This window comes from Streptomyces sp. NPDC055189, from assembly GCF_053606765.1.
On sequence record NZ_JBSGSG010000008.1, the window covers coordinates 68,466 to 89,097 of the forward strand.

Sequence of the window (20,632 nt, forward strand, 5' to 3'; positions counted from 1 at the left end):
CCTCTAGGAGGGGGCCCGGCAGGAGAGATTCCCAGGGCGTGGGCCGCGACGGCCTCTGGGGGGGGGTGAAGGTGGGGCCGGGGTGGGGGTGGGACTCTCGACTAGGACCGGCCGGTCGCGGGGTCATCGTGTCGGGTGCGGACTGGTTCGTCGGGGGTGGCCGGGGTGAATCGGCACCGGAACGGGGGCTGTGCTGGACCGGCGTTTGAATCGGTCACCGGTGCCGTCCGGTTCTCCCGAGATTGGCGGTTACGGACCGGGAGTAAAGGGCGCTCCGCTGCGCTGCGCGTCGGCTGCGCCGATTCCGCTTCGCTCCACCCTTGACACCCGCCCCTCCACCGCGCGAGGGAAAGCGACCGGACGGCCCGGGGGCGGGACTCTCGACCAGGGGCCGTGGGGTCGTCTGCATTCCTGTCGAGTGCGGACTGGCTCGTCGGGGGCGGCCGCCAGAGGGTGAGGTGCGCGACCCGCTGGACCGGGGCACAGGTCTCGTCAAGCGGCTGCGGACCGGATCGTTGGGGGTGGCCGCCAGGGGACGGGGCGGGCGTGGGGCGGCGGTCCGTGTCGGCGGGAGGGGACGGGCACCCGGCTGCCCGGCAGTCGGGAAGGCGGTCCGTCGCCCGGTCGTGGGGCGGATTGCAGGAAAGTCGCACGAAACGAGGCACTGAGGGCCCGTGGGGCGGGACTTTTCTGCAATCGGTGCGGAGGGCCGGGGGTGGGGGACCTACTTGGCGAAGTTGTGTTCCTGCAGGCGGGGGGCGCGCGGAGTGTGTGATGCGCCCTCTGGGGGTGAGGGGCCGGGCAGTGTGCGCCGGTCCCGCCCGGCGGCTGCCGGACGGGACTGCCGGGGCCGACTCCACGGTCGGCCACCCTCCGCCCCTCACCCACGGGCAGCCGCAGTTGGCGACGGGGCCGTCTGCTCACCGGGCGTGCGCCTGCGGGAGGACCAACACCCCATCCCCAGAGGGCGCATAGGCCCACGCGTGCGCCCCCCGCCTGCAGGAACACAACTTTGCCAAAGTAGGTGCCCCACCCCCGACCCTCCTGGCGATGGCAAAAGAGTGCCGATCGCAGAAAAGTCCCGCCGCACCCGCCCTCCACCCGGCGCGGCGTGCGACTTTCCTGCAATCCGCCCCACGACCAGCCGACGGACCACCCCGCCCCACGCCCGCCCCGTCCCCTGGCGGCCACCCCCAACGGACCAGTCCGCAGCCGCTTGACGAGACCGGCACCCATCCCCGGAGCGGATCGCGCACCTCACCCTCTGGCGGCCGCCCCAAACGAACCAGTCCGCACCCGACGGGAAGCCGGATATCCCGGCTGCCCTGGTCGAGAGTCCCGCCCCCGGGCCGTCCGGTCGCTTTCCCTCGCGCGGTGGAGGGACGGGAGTCAAGGGTGGAGCGCAGCGGAATCGGCGCAGCCGACGCGACGTAGGAGCGCCCTTTACTCCCGGCCCGCAACCGCCAAACTCGCGACCACCGGACGGCACCGGTGCCCAGACCAACGCCGGACCACAACAGCCCCCGCTCACGCAGCCGAGAGTTCGCACCAGACGTACTTTCCGGAGTCCCCCGTACTCGTGAGCGGATACCAGCCCCAGCCGTCGGCGCAGGTGCGGACGAGCGCCAACCCCCGGCCCCGCTCAGCATCCAGGGCAGTGCTCGACGGTGGCGCCGGTGGTGTGGGGTCGGCGTCGTGGGGGATGTAGAGGGTGTACTCCAACTCACCGCAACCCCCACAAGCATCCTCCTCCGCGAAAGCGAAGCTCCCGGCACGGAGCTCTCCGCCTCCCCCGCACAACTCGCCTCACTCATACGCTGCGTGAAGTCACGAGGGCGAGGCACAAGCACCTCCGCCCCGCCCTTCAGCTGACCACGTCCTTCCGCGCAAACCCCCTGAACGCCAGCGCGAACAGCACCAGCGCATACGTCACCGAGACCGCTGAGCCCTGGATCATTCCGCCCCACTCCATGCGGGGCTGGATCGCGTCCGCCCAGGCGAATTGCCAGTGCGCCGGGAGGAAGTCGCGCCAGCTGCCCAGGGCCGTGACCGCGTCGAGGACGTTGCCGACGATGGTCAGGCCCACCGCGCCGCCTACCGCGCCCAGCGGCGCGTCCGTCTTCGTCGAGAGCCAGAACGCGAGCGCGGCCGTGACCAGTTGGGAGACGAAGATGTACGCCACGACGATCACGAGGCGCTGGGCCGCCGTGCCCGCGGGCATGACGCCGCCGGTGGGGATGTGGAGCGGCCCCCAGCCGTACGCCATCGACCCCACCACCAGGCCGACCAGCGGCAGCAGCACCATCGCCGCCGCGCTGAGCCCGAGCGCCACCGCCAGCTTCGACCAGAGGAGGCGGGCCCGCGGCACGGGAGCCGCGAGGAGATAGCGCAACGACGACCAGCTCGCCTCGGAGGCGACCGTGTCCCCGCAGAACAGCGCGACGGGGATGACGAGCAGGAAGCCCGCCGACACGAACAGGCACGTTGCCGCGAAGTTCGCGCCGGACGCCGTGGCCGTGTCCATCAGGGTCACCCGGCCGCTCCGGGACTCCGGCGAACCGGCGACGGCGAACGCGATGAGCAGGACGAAGGGCAGCAGGCCCATCACTCCGGCCATCACGAGCGTCCGGCGCCGCTTCAGCTGGCGGACCGCCTCGACGCGCAGCGGCAGCGTACGGCCGGGGCGGTAGCCGGGAGCCGTGGACCGTTCCGTGCCGGACTGACCGCCCGGCTCCCGGCCCGGCTCCCGGCCCGGCTGCCTGCCCGGTTCCGTGGCTGTGGCGCTCATGCGTTGCCTCCGTCGATCAGGGTCAGGAACGCGTCTTCGAGGCGGCGGTGCGGGCCCATGGACTCCACGGGCAGCTCCAGGCGCACCAGTTCGGGCAGCAGCCGCGCCGCGCTGCCCGCCTCCGTGCCGTCGAGCCGTACGAGCAGGCCGCCGTCCGCGCGGACCGCCGACGCGACGCCGGGCAGCGCGGCCACCTTGTCGACCATCGGCTCGGAGATGTCGTCCGCGAGCCCCACCAGGAGCGTGTCGCCGGAGCCGACGATCTCGGCGACCGGTCCTGCCTGGATGAGCCGGCCGCGGTCCATGACCACCAGGTGCGTGCAGGACTGCTCGACCTCGGCGAGGAGATGGCTGGAGACGATGACCGTACGGCCGCCCTGCGCGTAGCGGATCATCACCTCGCGCATCTCGCGGATCTGCGGCGGGTCGAGGCCGTTCGTCGGTTCGTCGAGGATCAGCAGGTCCGGCATGCCGAGCATGGCCTGGGCGATCGCGAGCCGCTGCCGCATGCCCTGTGAGTACGTCCGCACCGCGCGGGCAAGGGCATCACCGAGCCCGGCGATCTCCAACGCCTCGTCCATGCGGGCGTCTTCGGCGGGGCGGCCGGTGGCCTTCCAGTACAGCTCCAGGTTCTCGCGGCCCGAGAGGTGCGGCAGGAAGCCCGCGCCCTCGACGAACGCGCCGACCCTGGAGAGGACCGGAGCGCCCGGCCGGATCGCCTGCCCGAAGACGCGGATCTCGCCCGCGTCGGGCTTGATGAGGCCCATGAGCATGCGCAGGGTCGTCGTCTTGCCCGCGCCGTTCGGGCCCAGGAGGCCGAGCACCTGGCCCTTCTCGACGCTGAAGGAGAGGTCACGCACGGCGTAACGGTCCACCGACTTGGCGTACCGCTTGCTCAAGTCCGTGATCCGCAGCGGTACTTCCCCGAGCTCCGGGTCGGGCGCGGGCGCCGCCGTCCGGCGCCGCGCGGTGACCAGGAGGAGCACCCCGATCACCGCTCCGGACGCGGGGAGCCACCACACCCAGGCGGGCAGCGGCGTCGCCGCCGTCTTCACGCCGGGCGCCGTGGGGACCTGGAGGTCGCCCTTCGTGGACACCGTGTACGTGGCGGGCTGGGTCGGAGAGGCGTAGCCGAGGTCCGTCGAGGCGAGGACGAGGCGCAGGCGGTGGCCCTTCTGCAGGTCGTGGTCGACGGCGGGCAGGGTGAGGGTGACGTCCTTGCCCGCCTTCGTGCCCTCCACGCGGATCGGTGAGACCAGCTGCGAGGGCAGCACCTTCTGGCCGCCGCCGGGGCCGACGTCGTACACCTTGCCGAAGAGCACCGTGTCCTCGCTGGTGGACTTGACGTGCACCCGCACCTTCGGTGATCCGGTGATCCGCAGGTCGTCCTCGATCGGCGCCGACTGGAACGCGGCGTGCTGGCCGGGGAAGTCCAGGGAGACGCCGACGCCCAGCGAGGACAGCTCGTCCAGACCGCCGCCGCCCGCGCCCGGAAGCGCGGAGATGGCGGGCGGCGCCGCGCCCGCGGGGTTCTCGACGCGCTGCGGCTCGCGCCCCTTGAGCGCGATGTCCCGCAGTCCGCTCTCCAGGCCGGGGTACTGATCGCGGCTCGCGCCCCGCAGCTGCGCCGATCCGTTGGTGGAGTCCATGCCGCCGGTGCGCGTCACGCGGAAGCCGGGGCCGGTGTCCGCGCTCTTGTCGTCCTTCAGATAGCGGTCGAACCATGATCCGATGCGGCCCTCGACACGCTCCGTCTCGGGGTTGCCGCCGTCGTGGCCGCCCGCGATCCAGTCGACGGAGACGGGCGCGTGGTTGGCGCGCAGTGCCTTGGCCGTGGCGTCGGCCTGGCCGAGCGGGAAGAGGGAGTCGGTCTGGCCCTGCACGAGCAGGGCGGGCACCTTGATGCGGTCGCCGACGGCCTGCGGGCTGCGCTCGGCGAGGAGCTTCTGGGCAGCAGCGTCGGGCTTTCCGTTCACCGCGACGCGGTTGTACATCTCGCAGAGCTGCTTCTCGAAGCGCTCGCAGCCGCCGCCGGTGTTGATGAAGAGGCCCGCCCAGAGCTTCTTGAAGACGCCGTTCGGGAAGAGGGCGTCGCTGAGGTTCCAGTACGTGATCTGGGGGGCGATGGCGTCCACGCGGTTGTCGTAACCGGCGGTGAGGAGGGAGATCGCGCCTCCGTACGAAGCGCCGGTCATGCCGACGCGGGGGTCGCCCTTCTTGTCCAGCTGCACCTCGGGGCGCTCGGCCAGCCAGTCGATCAGGTGCGATGCGTCGGCGACCTCGCCCTTCGGGTCGTTCAGGCCGATCTTGCCGGTGGACTTGCCGAAGCCGCGGGCGGACCAGGTGAGGACCGCGTACCCCTTGCCCGCCAGGTCTTCGGCCTGGGCGCGCAGCTTGTCCTTGCTGGCGCCGAAGCCGTGGCCGATGAGGACTGCGGGGCGCTTCACGTCGGGGTCGCCTGCGGTGAAGTACGACGTGTCGATCTTCGCGCCGCCCGCTCCCGTCATCCGCATGACGCGGTCCTGGCGGTGCACGGTGGGGCCGTCGTCCGATGCCGCCGCCGTCCAGGTGCCGGCGCCCGCGAGCAGCGCGAGGGCGGCCGCTGCGGCCAGCAGTCTGCGCTTGGGCAGCTTCGGCAGTCGTAGATCCATGCGTCAACCGTACGGGCGAGGGGTGACAACCGTGGCAGCCGGTGGGTTGAACCCCGTTGGCTACTTGAGGAGTAGGCGGGGGGCCTGCCGTACCACCGCTGCAGTACGGCAGGAATTTCCCCAACCCCGCCCCTTCCCGAAAACCCGCTGGCGCGGGGGCCTTGATTGCCCCCCAATCACCGGCTTCGCCGAGTTCGTCCTCAAACGCCGGACGGGCTGAAAGATCCCTACTCAGTGATTCCGCGGGAAACCCAGGTCCACGCCCTCCGGCGCGTCCGACGGGTCCGGCCAGCGGGTGGTGACGACCTTGCCCCGTGTGTAGAAGTGCGTGCCGTCATTTCCGTAGATGTGGTGATCTCCGAAGAGGGAGTCCTTCCAGCCACCGAAGGAGTGGTAGCCGACCGGCACGGGGATCGGGACGTTCACGCCGACCATCCCCGCCTCGATCTCCAGCTGGAAGCGCCGCGCGGCGCCGCCGTCGCGGGTGAAGATCGCCGTGCCGTTGCCGAAGGGCGAGGCGTTCATCAGCGCCACGCCCTCCTCGTACGTGTCGACGCGAAGGACGCACAGCACGGGGCCGAAGATCTCGTCCTTGTACGCGTCGGCCGTGACCGGCACCCGGTCCAGGAGCGAGAGGCCGACCCAGTGGCCGTTCTCGAAGCCGTCGACGGTGTGGCCGGTGCCGTCGAGGACGACCTCGCAGCCCTGGGCCGCCGCGCCGGTGACGTACGAGGCGACCTTGTCGCGGTGGGCCGAGGTGATCAGCGGGCCCATCTCGGACGTGGGGTCGTTGCCGGGGCCGATCTTGATCTTCTCGGCCCGCTCCTTGATCTTCGCGACGAGCTCGTCGCCGATGGAGCCGACCGCGACCACGGCCGAGATGGCCATGCAGCGCTCGCCCGCGGAGCCGTACGCGGCCGAGACGGCAGCGTCGGCAGCCGCGTCGAGGTCCGCGTCCGGCAGGACCAGCATGTGGTTCTTGGCGCCGCCGAGCGCCTGGACGCGCTTGCCGTTGGCGGACGCGGTGGCGTGGATGTGGCGGGCGATGGGCGTGGAGCCGACGAAGGAGACGGCCGCCACGTCCGGGTGCTCCAGGAGGCGGTCGACGGCCACCTTGTCGCCGTGGACGACGTTGAAGACGCCGTCGGGCAGACCGGCCTCGGAGAGCAGCTCGGCGATCTTCAGCGACGCCGACGGGTCCTTCTCGGACGGCTTCAGTACGAAGGTGTTGCCGCACGCGATGGCGAGCGGGAACATCCACATCGGCACCATGGCCGGGAAGTTGAACGGCGTGATGCCCGCGACGACACCGAGCGGCTGGCGGATGGACGAGACGTCCACGCGCGAGGCCACCTCCGTCGACAGCTCGCCCTTGAGCTGGACCGTGATCCCGCACGCGAGGTCCACGATCTCCAGGCCGCGGGCGACCTCGCCGAGCGCGTCCGAGTGCACCTTGCCGTGCTCGGCGGTGATCAGCTCGGCGATCGCGTCACGGTTGGCGTCGAGCAGCGCGCGGAAGGCGAAGAGGACCGAGGTGCGCTTGGCCAGGGACGACTTGCCCCACGTGGCGTACGCCTCGCGCGCGGAGGCGACGGCGGCGTCCACCTCGTCCACGGACGCGAAGGCGACCTGCGTGGTGACGGCGCCGGTCGCCGGGTCGGTCACGGGGCCGTACGTACCCGAGACGCCCTCGACGGACTTCCCGCCGATCCAGTGATTGACGGTCTTCGTCATGACAAGCATCCCTACTCTCACAGGTGGCGGCGTCGGGCTGAGACGTGCCGGTCGTACTCTTTCCTGGCCTTGATCGCGGACGGTCGGTCCGCTGTCTCGGCCACGGGCACATCCCACCACGCCTGCGCCGGGGGCGGGGGCGACACTGTGTCTGCCGTTTCCGTCTCCGCGTAGACACATGTGGGACCGTCGGCGGCTCGCGCTTCGGCGAGCGCATCGCGCAGGTCAGCCACTGTTTTGGCGCGGATCACCCGCATCCCGAGCGACGCCGCGTTGGCCGCGAGGTCGACGGGCAGCGGGGCGCCCGTGTATGTGCCGTCCGGCGCCCGGAAGCGGTAGGCGGTGCCGAACCGCTCGGCGCCCACGGACTCGGAGAGCCCGCCGATGGACGCGTATCCGTGGTTCTGCAGGATCACGACCTTGACCGGGATGTTCTCCTGGACGGCCGTGACGATTTCGGTGGGCATCATCAGATACGTCCCGTCGCCCACAAGGGCCCAGACCTGGCGGTCCGGTGCCGCGAGGGCGACGCCGATCGAGGCGGGGATCTCGTATCCCATGCAGGAGTAGCCGTACTCGACGTGGTACTGCCGGGGCGAGCGCGCCCTCCACAGCTTGTGGAGATCTCCGGGGAGCGATCCGGCCGCGTTGATGATCACGTCCGTGTCCGTGACGATGCCGTCGAGCAGGCCGAGGACCTGGACCTGCGTGGGCCGCGCGTCGGGGTCGTCGGCCGTGTAGGCGGCGTCGACGCGCAGCTCCCAGCGCACCTTGTCCTCGCTGTACTCGGTGACGTAGGCGGGCGGGACCCGCCACCCCTCAAGGGCGACCGTCAGGGCTTCCAGGCCCGCGCGCGCGTCCGCGACCAGGGGCGTGGCCGCCATCTTGTGGCCGTCGAACGCGGTGACGTTGAGGTTCAGGAAACGGACGTCCGGTGTCTCGAAGAGGGTGTTGGACGCGGTGGTGAAGTCGCTGTAGCGGGTGCCGACGCCGATCACCAGGTCGGCGGTGCGGGCGAGTTCGTCGGCCGTGGCCGTGCCCGTGTGCCCGATGCCGCCGGCGTCCGCCGGGTGGTCGAAGCGCAGGGAGCCCTTGCCGGCCTGCGTGGAGGCGACGGGGATGCCGGTCGCGTCCGCGAGGTCCCGCAGCGCGTCCTCGGCCGCGCTGTGGTGGACTCCGCCGCCCGCGACGATCAGCGGGCGCCGCGCCGCGCGCACGGCCCGTGCGGCGGCGGCCAGTTCATGCGGGTCGGGTGCCTGTCGGCGTACGCCCCACACCCTCTCCTCGAAGAACTCCTCCGGCCAGTCGAAGCCTTCCGCCTGTACGTCCTGCGGAAGCGCGAGGGTGACGGCGCCGGTGGCCGCCGGGTCGGTGAGGACGCGCATCGCGCCGAGCGCGGCCGGGATCAGGGCCTCGGGGCGGGTGATCCGGTCGAAGTACTTCGACACCGGGCGCAGACAGTCGTTGACGGACACGTCGCCCGCGTAGGGGACTTCGAGCTGCTGGAGCACCGGGTCGGCGGGGCGGGTCGCGAAGGTGTCGCCGGGCAGCAGGAGCACCGGGAGGTGGTTGATGGTCGCGAGCGCGGCGCCGGTGACGAGGTTGGTCGCGCCGGGCCCGATGGACGTGGTGACGGCGTGCGTGGACAGGCGGCCCGACTGGCGGGCGTATCCGACGGCTGCGTGCACCATGGCCTGTTCGTTGCGGCCCTGGTGGAAGGGCATGTCGTTGCCGTACTCCACGAGGGCCTGGCCGATGCCCGCGACGTTGCCGTGCCCGAAGATCCCCCAGGTGGCGCCGATGAGCCGCTGCCGCTCGCCGTCGCGCTCGGTGAACTGCCGGGTCAGGAAGCGGACGAGAGCCTGCGCGGTGGTGAGCCTGATCGTCGAGGTCATCGTTGCTCCTGCGCTGTCATCGTTGTCCCTCCGCCGTCATCGGTACCCCTCCGTGTGATCGGGATGGAAGCAGATCCGCCACTCCCGTTCCTCTCCGGGACCTGCCATCACGTTCAGGTAGTACATGCTGTGCCCCGGCTGGGCGATCGACGGGCCGTGCCAGCCGTCGGGGACGAGCACGGCGTCGCCGGTACGGACCTCGGCCAGGACGTCGGTGCCGCCGGGGCGCGAGGGGAAGACCCGCTGATAGCCGAAGCCTTCCTGCCCTTCCCGTGTCGCCTCGATCTCGAAGTAGTAGATCTCTTCGAGCTCGGCCTCGACGCCGGGGCGGTGCTCGTCGTGCTTGTGCGGAGGGTACGAGGACCAGTTGCCGGCGGGGGTGATGACCTCGACGGCGATGAGGCGGTCGCACTCGAAGGCGTCCGCGGACGCGAAGTTGCGGACCTCGCGGGAGCATGTGCCGCTGCCGCGGTGCTCGACGGAAACCTCCGGCGCGGAGCCGTAGCGGGCGGGGAGTCGACGCTCGCACTTCGCTCCTGCCAGGGCGAAGCGGCCTCCCGCGCCGGAGGCGATCTGGATGTGGGCGTCACGGGGCACGTAGGCGAAGTCGCTCACTCCGCTGAACACGCTCTCCCGGCCCAGCAGTTCGATGATCTCGTCTTCCGCGTGCACCGTACAGCCGCCGGTCAGCGGGAGCACGATCCATTCACTCTCCCCGGTGGCGAAGGAGTGCGTGGTGCCGGGTTCGATGTCGATCACGCGCAGCGCGGAATAGACCAGACCGGACCGCTTGGGATCGAGTTCGAGTGCGTACGGCCCTTCGGCCGCGCTGCCCTTCGGTACGTACGTCATGTGGCCCTCCTACAGCAGTCCGACGGCGGTGTCGACGGCGCCCGCCACGTCGCCGTCGGCCGGGTACAGCAGCGTGCGCCCGGCGACGAGTCCGTGCACGGTGGGCAGTTGGAGAGCGCCCCGCCACTTCTCGTACGCGGCGTCGCTGTCGTCGCCGATGTCGCCCCCGAGGAGGACGGCGGGCAGTGTCGACGCCTCCATGACCTGCGCCATGTCGTCCGGATTCTCGGTGACGGGGACCTTCAGCCAGGTGTACGCCGAAGTCCCGGCGAGCCCCGACGCGATGGCGATGGACGTGGTGACGGCCCGCGCGCTCAGGTCGTTGCGCGGCGGGCCGCCGCCGGGCGGGCGGCTGCTGAGGAAGGGCTCGACGAAGACGGGCAGCTTCCGCTCGGCCATGGCGTCGATCGCGCGGGCACTGGAGTGCAGGGTGGTCAGGGAGCCGGGGTCGTCGTGATCGACCCGCAGCAGGAGCTTGCCCGCGTCGAACCCGAGCCGGTCGATGTCCTGCGCCCGGTAGCCCGTGAACCGGTCGTCCAGTTCGAACGAGGCCCCCGCGAGCCCGCCACGGTTCATCGACCCCATGACGACCTTGCCCTCCAGGGCGCCCAGCAGGAGCAGGTCCTCCAGGATGTCGGCGGTGGCGAGCACACCGTCCACGCGGGGCCGTGAGAGCGCCAGGCAGAGCCGTTCGAGGAGGTCCCCGCGATTCGCCATGGCCAGCTTGTCCCCGCCGACGGAGAGCGCGCCCCGGGCGGGATGGTCGGCGGCGATGATCATCAGCCGCCCCGTGTCGCCGAGGAGCGGCCTCCTGGCCCGCCGGGCGGCGGCTTCGGCGATGGCTTCGGGGTGCCTGGCCCGGATGCGGATGAGCTCGGCGAGGTCAGTCATCGCCTTCATTGCCTTCCCCCACCGGCACCGCTCCCGCGGCCAGCGCCGCCTCGACCTCGTCCGGGAAGGGCATCGCGGACGAACATTCCAGGCGCGAGGCGACGATCGCCCCCGCCGCGTTGGCGTACCGCATGATCCGCTCCAGGTCCCAGCCGGCGAGCAGCCCGTGGCACAGGGCCCCGCCGAAGGCGTCCCCGGCGCCGAGGCCGTTGAGCACCGTCACGGGCAGCGGCGGCACCTCGGCGCGTTCGCCCTTGCCGTTCATGGCCAGGACCCCCTTGGGGCCCTGTTTGACGACGGCGAGTTCGACGCCGGAGTCCAGCAACGCGCGGGCGGCGGCCTCCGGTTCGCGCACTCCCGTGGCGACCTCGACCTCGTCGAGATTGCCCACCGCGACGGTGGCGTGCGCGAGCGCCTGCGCGTAGGCGTCCCGCGCCTCCTCGACCCGCTCCCAGAACACCGGCCGCCAGTCGAGGTCGAAGACGGTGAGCCCGGCCTTCGCCCGCCCCCTGAGCGCGGCCAGCGTCGCCGAACGGCTGGGCTCCGCGCAGAGCCCCGTGCCCGTCATCCAGAACACCCGTGCCGATGTGATCGCGCCGAGGTCGAGTTCCTTCTCGTACATCTCCAGGTCAGGGGCTTTCGGCTGCCGGTAGAAGTAGAGCGGGAAGTCGTCCGGCGGGAAGACCTCGCAGAAGGTCACCGGGGTCGGCAGGCCCGCGACCGGGCTCACCCACCGGTCGTCGACCCCGAACTGCCGCAGTTCCCGGTGCAGATAGTCCCCGAAGGGGTCCTCGCCGGTGCGCGTGACGACCGCGACGCGGCGGCCGAGCCGGGACGCGGCGACGGCTACGTTCGAGGCCGAACCGCCCAGGAACTTGCCGAAGGTACTGACGTCGGCGAGGGACACCCCGGCCTGCAGGGGATAGAGATCCACCCCGATCCGGCCCATGGTGATGACGTCGTACGGATCGATGACGTCGTACGGATCGGACACCCTGCACTCCCTCTCGCTGCCGTTCCCGCCCCCTGAACCCAGCCCCTAGGTCTATTCCGCCCCACGGCGCCTGTCAACACATTGTCCTTACATTCGGACCACTCCTTGACATCGTTCCGCGGCGCCCTGAAAGCTGGCGGACATGACGACGCTGTCACGCATCCGGATCGGCTCCGCACCCGACTCGTGGGGCGTGTGGTTCCCCGAGGATCCGGGCCAGGTCCCCTGGAGCCGCTTCCTCGACGAGGTGGCGGACTCCGGATACGAGTGGATCGAGCTCGGCCCGTACGGCTATCTGCCGAGCGATCCGGCCGTACTGACCGCCGAGACCCAGCGGCGCGGCCTGAAGGTCTCCGCCGGAACGGTCTTCACCGGCCTGCATCACGGACCCTCCGTATGGGACAAGACCTGGGCCCATGTGGCCGACAACGCGGCGCTCGCGCAGGCGATGGGCGCCGAGCACCTCGTCGTCATCCCGTCCTTCTGGCGCGACGACAAGACCGGCGAGGTCCTCGAGGACCGCACGCTCACCCCGGAGCAGTGGCACCAGCTCACCACGCAGACCGAGCGGTTGGCGTACGAGGTGCGCGAGCAGTACGGGCTGCGCGTGGCCGTCCACCCGCACGCCGACACGCACATCGACGACGAGCAGAACGTCACCCGCTTCCTCGACGCGACCGACTCCGGCCTCGTCTCGCTCTGCCTGGACACCGGGCACTACGCGTACTGCGGCGGCGACAACGTCAAGCTGATCGAGACGTACGGCGAGCGCATCGGTTATCTGCACCTCAAGCAGGTCGACCCGGCCGTGCTCGCCGAAGTGCGCGCGCAGGAGATGCCGTTCGGGCCCGCGGTGGCGCGCGGCGTGATGTGCGAGCCGCCGACCGGCGTTCCGGCCATCGAGCCGGTCCTCGCCGCGGCCCAGAAGCTGGACGTCGACCTGTTCGCGATCGTCGAGCAGGACATGTATCCGTGCCCGCCGGACCAGCCGCTGCCCATCGCCCGCCGGACGCGGTCGTATCTGCGGTCCTGCGGCGCCTGACGCCCCGCTGCGAGGGGCGGCGAGAGTCCGCCCGCTGCCCGGCGGGGGCTGATCGCGCAGTTCCCCGCGCCCCTTGCGGGGCACACCCGACGCCGGCCTGCGTGCTCGCGGCTCGGCGCCACGCCGGCGACAGGCACGCACTCGGTCACCTCAGTCGCGTTCGTCCCTGCCCCATGCATCACAAGCGTCACAAACAACACCCTCTTGTCACGCATGTCCCGTATACGCGGGTGATCCGTAACAGCCAGTCGACAGCCGCCTCCGCGCGGTCACTCCGCGTCGTTCACCGGGCACAGGCTGAGTGATCGCCAGCGTCGCGCCGCAGCTCCCCCGACGACTCCCCCCGAGTCGCCCCTGCGGCGCCCGCAGGGAGGTGCCACTGATGACCGACCGAAGGCTCTGGTCGTACAAGGAGATCGCCGCGCACATCCGGGTACAGCCCGACACCGTGCGCTCCTACCGCAAGCACGGCCTGCTCCCCGACCCCGACCACGTGGAGTCCGGGAAGCCCTACTGGTACGCGGACACCGTCCGCGCCTGGGTCGCCGCGAGGCCGCGCAACCGCGGGCGCCAGGACTGAGCCCCCCGATGGGGCATCACCCCCGACCGCCTCCCCCTCTTTGAGGTGTACCCCCTAGGGGTATAGTGTGGTGAGCGTCAGGGGGTCTCCGGGAACACCGGGACCACTCCTGCACATTACGACGCATACATACGCACACACTCCGCACCCTCACCGAGGAGAACGACATGAGCGCCCAGACCGAGCTGACGACCGTGTACAAGGTGACCGGGATGACCTGTGGTCACTGCGAGGGTGCCGTGAGCAGCGAGATCTCGGAGATCGCCGGCGTCAGCTCGGTCAAGGCGGTGGCCGCGACCGGCCAGGTGACCGTGGTCTCCGAGAGCCCGCTCGACGAGGCCGACGTCCGCGCCGCCGTCGACGAGGCGGGCTACGAACTCGCCGGTGCCGCCCAAGCCTGACCCGCCCGCTGCCGGGTACCCCAGGCCCTGTGACACCGTCACAGGGCCTGCCGCCGTTGCACCCCAGTCGTACGAGAGAGCCATGAACGAAGTCGAACTCGCCGTCGGCGGAATGACCTGCGCCTCCTGCTCCGCCCGCATCGAGAAGAAGCTGAACCGCGTGGAGGGCGTGACCGCGTCGGTCAATCTCGCCACGGAGAAGGCGAAAGTCTCGTACGGAGAAGGGATCGAGGTCGCGCAGCTGATCGCGACGGTCGAGAAACTGGGCTACAGCGCGCAGGAGATCGTCCCCGCTCCCCCCGAGCCGGACGCTCCGGCCACCACGGCCGACATCACCGAGCCCGACACCCTGCGCCAACGCCTCGTCGGCTCGGCGGTGCTCTCGCTGCCCGTGGTCCTGCTCGCGATGATCCCCTCGCTGCAGTTCGACAACTGGCAGTGGCTCTCGCTGACCCTGGCCGCGCCCGTCGTCGTCTGGGGCGGGTTCCCCTTCCACAGGGCGGCGTTCACGAATCTGCGGCACGGCGCGGCGACCATGGACACGCTGGTGTCGGTGGGCACGCTGGCCGCGTTCGGCTGGTCGCTGTGGGCGCTGTTCCTCGGGGACGCGGGGATGCCGGGGATGCGGCACGGCTTCGAGTTCACCGTCTCGCGCGCCGACGCGGCGTCGACGCTCTATCTCGAAGTCGCCGCGGGGGTCATCTCCTTCATCCTGCTCGGCCGCTGGCTGGAAGCCCGCTCGAAGCGGAAGGCGGGGGCGGCCCTGCGTGCCCTGCTCGAACTGGGCGCCAAGGACGCGGCCGTACTGCGCGACGGCTCGGAGGTCCGTGTGCCGGTCGCGCGCCTGGTGGTCGGCGACCGCTTCGTCGTCCGGCCGGGAGAGGCCGTCGCGACCGACGGCACCGTCGTGGAAGGCGTCTCCGCGGTCGACGCGTCGATGCTGACCGGCGAATCCGTGCCGGTGGACGTGACCGCGGGCGACGCGGTGACGGGGGCGACCACGAACGTCTCGGGGCTGCTCATCGTCGAGGCCACCCGGGTCGGCTCGGACACCCAACTGGCCAGGATGGCGAAGCTCGTCGAGGACGCGCAGACGGGCAAGGCCCGGGTGCAGCGCCTGGCCGACCGGATCGCCGGGATCTTCGTCCCGGTGGTCCTGCTCATCGCCACCGCCACGCTCGGCGGCTGGCTGGGCGCCACCGGCGACGTGACCGCCGCCTTCACGGCGGCCGTCGCCGTCCTGATCATCGCCTGCCCGTGCGCGCTCGGCCTTGCCACACCGACCGCCCTGATGGTCGGCACGGGGCGCGGCGCGCAGCTCGGCATCCTCATCAAGGGTCCCGAAGTCCTGGAGTCCACACGCCGGGTGGACACCGTCGTCCTGGACAAGACCGGGACGGTCACGACGGGGCGCATGACGCTGCGGGAGGTGTACGCCGCCGGGGAGACCGAGGAGAAGCAGCTGCTGCGCCTCGCGGGGGCCCTGGAGCACGCCTCGGAGCATCCCGTGGCGCGGGCGGTCGCCGCGGGCGCCGCCGCGGAGTTGGGGCTCCAGACGGGCGCTCTGCCCGCCGTGGAGGGGTTCGGGAACGTCGCGGGGTCCGGCGTGCGCGGCACGGTGGAAGGTCATGCCGTGCTCGTGGGGCGTGAGCGGCTCCTGGCGGACGCGGGAGTCGAGGGGCTCGCCTCGGTGGCCGCGCTCAGGGCGCAGGCCGAGGCGGCGGGACGTACGGCCGTCCTGGTCGCCTGGGACGGCGTGGCACGCGGCGTCCTCGCCGTGGCCGACACGGTCAAGGACACCAGCGCCGAAGCGGTGCGCGAGCTGCGCGCCCTGGGTCTTGCGCCGGTGCTGCTCACCGGGGACAACCGGGCCGTCGCCCTGGCGGTGGCGGAAGCGGTCGGCATCGACGCGGACTCCGTGTACGCCGAGGTCCTGCCCGAGGAGAAGGCCGATGTCGTACGGCGGTTGCAAGGCGGGGGCAAGGTCGTCGCGATGGTCGGGGACGGGGTCAACGACGCCGCCGCTCTCGCCACGGCCGATCTGGGCCTGGCCATGGGCACGGGCACGGACGCGGCCATCGAGGCGAGCGATCTGACGCTGGTGCGCGGGGACTTGCGCGGGGCGGCCGACGCGATCAGGCTCTCCCGTAAGACCCTCGCCACCATCAAGGGCAATCTCTTCTGGGCCTTCGGCTACAACGTCGCCGCGCTGCCGCTCGCCGCCGCCGGATTCCTGAATCCGATGATCGCCGGCGCCGCGATGGCGTTCTCATCGGTCTTCGTAGTCACCAACAGCCTTCGTCTCAGAGCGTTTACATAGTCCCTTCACATCTCTGTTGCAGTATTCTCACTCATAGGCCCCGATCGGCATATCGGGCCTCTTGCGCATGTACAGGACATATGCAAGAGACGCAGATCACAGCGATCCGAACGTAACCATCCGGGGGGTTCGCGAGTCTAAGAGGCGATGCAAGGGACGTCTTGGGGGACGTCTCTAGACATCGGGGACATCTTGGGGGATGTTCCTAGGAATGCGTTGGCCGGGGCACGTACACCGGGGAGCTTTGAGCGGCCCTCCCGATAGGTACGCGTCCCGGCAGATCGCATCGCAGTACGACTGGCGCGCTGCCACCACAGACGCCCGGCCGGATCCCGTGGGGGGAATCCGCACCGGGAAACAGGAAAGCGCCCCGACCGTCGACCCGTGGGGGGATCGGCGGCGGGGCGCTTTTCGCTGTGTGAGTTCAGCGGCCCTCGACCGGGACGAAGTCCCGGAGGACCTCACCGGTGTAAATCTGGCGCGGACGCCCGATGCGGGATCCGGGCTCCTTGATCATCTCGTGCCACTGCGCGATCCAGCCGGGAAGACGGCCGAGCGCGAACAGCACGGTGAACATCTCGGTCGGGAAGCCCATCGCGCGGTAGATGAGACCCGTGTAGAAGTCCACGTTCGGGTAGAGCTTGCGCTCGACGAAGTAGTCGTCGGCCAGCGCGTGCTCTTCCAGCTTCAGCGCGATGTCGAGCAGCTCGTCGGACTTGCCGAGCGCCGAGAGGACGTCGTGCGCCGCCGCCTTGATGATCTTCGCCCGGGGGTCGAAGTTCTTGTAGACGCGGTGCCCGAAGCCCATGAGCTTCACGCCGTCTTCCTTGTTCTTCACCTTGCGGATGAAGGTGTCGACGTCGCCGCCGTCCTGCTTGATGCCCTCGAGCATCTCCAGGACGGACTGGTTGGCGCCACCGTGCAGCGGGCCCCAGAGGGCCGAGATGCCGGCGGAGATCGAGGCGAACATGTTCGCCTGCGACGAGCCCACCAGGCGCACGGTGGAGGTCGAACAGTTCTGCTCGTGGTCCGCGTGCAGGATCAGGAGCTTGTCGAGCGCGGAGACGACGACCGGGTCCAGGTCGTACTCGGCGGCAGGCACCGAGAAGGTCATGCGCAGGAAGTTCTCGACGTAGCCGAGGTCGTTGCGCGGGTAGACGACCGGGTGGCCCTGCGACTTCTTGTACGCGTAGGCCGCGATCGTCGGAAGCTTGGCGAGAAGGCGGATCGTCGAGAGGTCGCGCTGCTCCTCGTCGAACGGGTTGTGGCTGTCCTGGTAGAACGTCGACAGCGCGCTGACCACGGAGGACAGCATCGCCATCGGGTGGGCGTCGCGCGGGAAGCCGTCGTAGAACCGCTTGACGTCCTCGTGCAGCAGGGTGTGCTGCGTGATCTCGTTCTTGAAACTGGCGAGCTCGTCGACCTTCGGCAGTTCGCCGTTGATCAGCAGGTACGCCACCTCGGTGAAGGTGGAGCGCTCGGCCAGCTGCTCGATCGGGTAGCCGCGGTACCGCAGGATGCCCTGCTCGCCGTCGAGGTAGGTGATGGCGGATTTATAGGCGGCGGTGTTGCCATAGCCGCTGTCCAGGGTCACCAGACCGGTCTGGGCGCGGAGCTTCCCGATGTCGAAGCCCTTGTCGCCGACAGTCGAGTCGATCACCGGGTAGGTGTACTCGTCGCCATCGCCGTACCGCAGTACTACAGAGTTGTCGCTCACGTCATCCCTCACCGACGTTGTGCCTCTTCTTCGAGGTGCCCTGACTGTCTCTACCATCCCCCATTTGGCCCTGGAGAGTGCACTCGGGGTCGACCATTGGGCCTATTGGCGGCACTCAGTGCCGCCAACCTACTCATCCTGCCCCTCTTCGCCCCGGTTGCGGAAGTGGTGTGTGACCTTTCCTACTCGTTTGATCGATCAAAATTTCCGGAGGTGGATCCGGGCGTGGATCCGGGGGCGGATCCACGGCCTCCGGCGAGCCGGAAGTCCAGGGCCGTACAGCGTCTGCCCGCGGACACCGTCCGCACCGCTTGTCCGAGAGCCTTGCGCGAACCGACCAGGACGACCAGCTTCTTGGCGCGCGTGACTGCCGTGTAGAGCAGATTTCGTTGCAGCATCATCCATGCCCCCGTGGTCACGGGGATCACCACCGCGGGGTACTCACTGCCCTGGGAGCGGTGGATGGTGACCGCGTACGCGTGCGCCAGTTCGTCCAGTTCGTCGAAGTCGTACGGAATCTCCTCGTCCTCGTCCGTCAGGACCGTGAGCCGCTGCTCGTCGGAGTCGAGCGAGGTGACTACTCCGACGGTGCCATTGAAGACGCCGTTCTGCCCCTTCTCGTAGTTGTTGCGGATCTGGGTGACCTTGTCGCCGACGCGGAAGACCCGGCCGCCGAACCGCTTCTCCGGTACGTCCGGCCTGCCGGGGGTGATGGCCTGCTGGAGCAGGCCGTTCAGGTTGCCCGCGCCCGCCGGGCCGCGGTGCATGGGCGCGAGGACCTGGACGTCGCGGCGGGGGTCGAGGCCGAACTTCGCCGGGATGCGGTGCGCGGCCACGTCCACCGTGACCCGGCCCGCGTCTTCGGTCTCGTCCTCCACGAAGAGGAAGAAGTCGTTGAGGCCCTGCGTGATGGGGGGTACCCCGGAATTGATGCGGTGGGCGTTCGTGACGACGCCGGACTGCTGGGCCTGGCGGAAGATGTGGGTCAGCCGGACCGCGGGGACGGGGCTCTGCTCGCTGAGCATGTCGCGCAGGACCTCGCCGGCGCCGACGCTCGGCAGCTGGTCCACGTCTCCGACGAACAGGAGGTGGGCGCCGGGGGCGACGGCCTTCACCAGCTTGTTGGCCAGGAGCAGGTCCAGCATGGATGCCTCGTCGACCACCACGAGGTCGGCGTCCAGCGGCCTGTCCCTGTCGTACGCCGCGTCTCCTCCCGGCTTCAGCTCCAGAAGCCGGTGGACCGTGGAGGCCTCCGCCCCGGTGAGCTCGGCGAGGCGCTTGGCGGCCCGTCCCGTGGGGGCGGCCAGGACGACCTTGGCCTTCTTGGCGCGGGCCAGCTCCACGATGGACCGCACCGTGAAGGACTTGCCGCAGCCGGGGCCTCCGGTGAGGACGGCGGCCTTTTGCGTCAGCGCGAGCCTGACGGCTTCCCGCTGCTCGGGGGCGAGGTCGGCGCCCGTACGGGTGGCCAGCCAGCTCAGGGCCTTGTCCCAGTCCACGTCCTGGAAGGCGGGCATGCGGTCCTCGGGCGTTCGCAGGAGGCGCAGGAGCTGGGCTGAGAGGGAGAGTTCCGCGCGGTGGAAGGGGACGAGATAGACGGCGGTGACGTCTCCCTCGCCTTCGGGGCCGGGGACCCTCTCGCGTACGACGCCCTCCTCTTCCCCGGCCAGTTCCGCGAGGCAGTCGATGACCAGGCCCGTGTCCACCTGGAGCAGCTTCACCGCGTCCGCGATGAGTCGCTCCTCCGGGAGGTAGCAGTTGCCCTGGTCGGTGGACTGGGAGAGTGCGTACTGCAGGCCCGCCTTGACCCGTTCCGGGCTGTCGTGCGGGATGCCGACGGACTGGGCGATGCGGTCCGCGGTGAGAAAGCCGATGCCCCAGACGTCGGCGGCGAGGCGGTAGGGCTCGTTCTTCACTATGGAGATGGAGGCGTCCGCGTACTTCTTGTAGATGCGGACGGCGATGGAGGTGGAGACGCCCACGCCCTGCAGGAAGACCATCACCTCCTTGATGGCCTTCTGCTCCTCCCAGGCGGCAGCGATCATCTTGGTGCGCTTGGGGCCGAGGCCGGGGACTTCGACGAGGCGCTTGGGTTCCTTCTCGATGATGTCGAGGGTGTCCACGCCGAAGTGGGTGGTGATGCGGTCCGCCATGACGGGGCCGATGCCCTTGATGAGGCCGGAGCCGAGGTAACGGCGGATGCCCTGGATGGTGGCGGGGAGGATGGTCGTGTAGTTCTCCACCGTGAACTGCTTGCCGTACTGCGCGTGGGAGCCCCAGCGGCCCTCCATGCGCAGGGACTCCCCCACTTGTGCGCCGAGCAGCGCGCCGACGACCGTGAGGAGGTCGCCGCCGCCGCGGCCCGTGTCCACGCGGGCGACGGTGTACCCGTTCTCCTCGTTGGCGTAGGTGATCCGCTCAAGGACACCCTCGACCACTGCGGCCGTTGCGGCCGTTGCGGCCTTTGCCGCTGCTGGACTCGACATGAGCTGACGCTATCGCTCTGCGCCGACAGTGCGGGAAGCCTGTGGATAACTCGGGGTGCGGTGCGGTGGGGTTCGGTGGGATGGGGTGGTTGCGGTGGAGTGGGGTGGTTGCGGAAACTTCGAAGGGGCCCGGTCTTTACGACCGGGCCCCTTCGGGTCTCCCCTCCCCTGTCGGCACTCCGCGATCCCCCCAGATCCCCCCTGCGGAGGCCCCGACGCAAAGTACGACCCGCGTCGGGCGGGAAGGGTTGCACGGGCAAGGCCACTAGTTTTCGGAGTGC

General features: G+C 70.4%; 13 protein-coding genes. 4 read left to right on the forward strand and 9 right to left on the reverse strand.

Annotation, left to right across the window (positions count from 1 at the left end):
- Window positions 1-1,864: 1,864 nt before the first annotated feature.
- The 7 genes from ACWFR3_RS08445 to iolC all read right to left on the reverse strand — a co-directional run bounded on the left by ACWFR3_RS08445 (window position 1,865) and on the right by iolC (window position 11,805).
- Window positions 1,865-2,788: an ABC transporter permease gene (locus tag ACWFR3_RS08445; protein ID WP_453733790.1), complete on the reverse strand. Its 924-nt coding sequence runs from the start codon at window positions 2,786-2,788 to the stop codon at window positions 1,865-1,867.
- Entirely contained in the window at window positions 2,785-5,439 is a 2,655-nt protein-coding gene (locus ACWFR3_RS08450) for an alpha/beta fold hydrolase (protein ID WP_453733791.1), read from the reverse strand. Before ACWFR3_RS08450 ends, ACWFR3_RS08445 begins: the two co-directional genes overlap by 4 nt.
- 231 nt (window positions 5,440-5,670) lie before the next feature.
- Complete coding sequence (gene mmsA, locus ACWFR3_RS08455; protein WP_453733792.1) at window positions 5,671-7,173, reverse strand: CoA-acylating methylmalonate-semialdehyde dehydrogenase; 1,503 nt, start codon at window positions 7,171-7,173, stop codon at window positions 5,671-5,673.
- 17 nt (window positions 7,174-7,190) lie between these two features.
- Complete coding sequence (iolD, locus tag ACWFR3_RS08460; RefSeq protein ID WP_453733793.1) at window positions 7,191-9,068, reverse strand: 3D-(3,5/4)-trihydroxycyclohexane-1,2-dione acylhydrolase (decyclizing); 1,878 nt, start codon at window positions 9,066-9,068, stop codon at window positions 7,191-7,193.
- Between the two features lie 36 nt (window positions 9,069-9,104).
- Window positions 9,105-9,920 (reverse strand): 5-deoxy-glucuronate isomerase, encoded by an 816-nt coding sequence (iolB, locus tag ACWFR3_RS08465; protein ID WP_453733794.1) that lies wholly within the window; start codon window positions 9,918-9,920, stop codon window positions 9,105-9,107.
- A gap of 9 nt (window positions 9,921-9,929) precedes the next feature.
- A complete protein-coding gene (locus ACWFR3_RS08470) occupies window positions 9,930-10,811 on the reverse strand; it encodes a Cgl0159 family (beta/alpha)8-fold protein (protein ID WP_453733885.1) in 882 nt (293 codons plus the stop codon).
- Window positions 10,804-11,805 carry a 5-dehydro-2-deoxygluconokinase gene (gene iolC, locus ACWFR3_RS08475; protein WP_453733795.1) on the reverse strand — a complete coding sequence of 334 codons (1,002 nt, stop codon included), beginning with the start codon at window positions 11,803-11,805 and terminating at the stop codon, window positions 10,804-10,806. Before iolC ends, ACWFR3_RS08470 begins: the two co-directional genes overlap by 8 nt.
- Window positions 11,806-11,947: 142 nt before the next feature.
- Between iolC and ACWFR3_RS08480 the strand changes: the two genes are divergently transcribed.
- From ACWFR3_RS08480 to ACWFR3_RS08495, 4 genes are all read left to right on the forward strand, one after another.
- Entirely contained in the window at window positions 11,948-12,847 is a 900-nt protein-coding gene (locus ACWFR3_RS08480; protein WP_453733796.1) for a sugar phosphate isomerase/epimerase family protein, read from the forward strand.
- A 382-nt stretch (window positions 12,848-13,229) separates the two neighbouring features.
- Window positions 13,230-13,427 (forward strand): MarR family transcriptional regulator, encoded by a 198-nt coding sequence (locus ACWFR3_RS08485; RefSeq protein ID WP_453733797.1) that lies wholly within the window; start codon window positions 13,230-13,232, stop codon window positions 13,425-13,427.
- A 167-nt stretch (window positions 13,428-13,594) separates the two neighbouring features.
- Window positions 13,595-13,828, forward strand: a complete 234-nt coding sequence (locus ACWFR3_RS08490) for a heavy-metal-associated domain-containing protein (RefSeq protein ID WP_453733798.1) — start codon at window positions 13,595-13,597, stop codon at window positions 13,826-13,828.
- An 82-nt stretch (window positions 13,829-13,910) separates the two neighbouring features.
- Window positions 13,911-16,148, forward strand: a complete 2,238-nt coding sequence (locus ACWFR3_RS08495; RefSeq protein WP_453733799.1) for a heavy metal translocating P-type ATPase — start codon at window positions 13,911-13,913, stop codon at window positions 16,146-16,148.
- Between the two features lie 424 nt (window positions 16,149-16,572).
- Here the strand turns inward: ACWFR3_RS08495 and ACWFR3_RS08500 are convergent, their stop codons facing one another.
- Window positions 16,573-17,865, reverse strand: a complete 1,293-nt coding sequence (locus ACWFR3_RS08500) for a citrate synthase (protein ID WP_453733800.1) — start codon at window positions 17,863-17,865, stop codon at window positions 16,573-16,575.
- Between the two features lie 182 nt (window positions 17,866-18,047).
- Window positions 18,048-20,351 carry an SF1B family DNA helicase RecD2 gene (recD2, locus tag ACWFR3_RS08505; protein WP_453733801.1) on the reverse strand — a complete coding sequence of 768 codons (2,304 nt, stop codon included), beginning with the start codon at window positions 20,349-20,351 and terminating at the stop codon, window positions 18,048-18,050.
- Window positions 20,352-20,632: the final 281 nt, after the last annotated feature.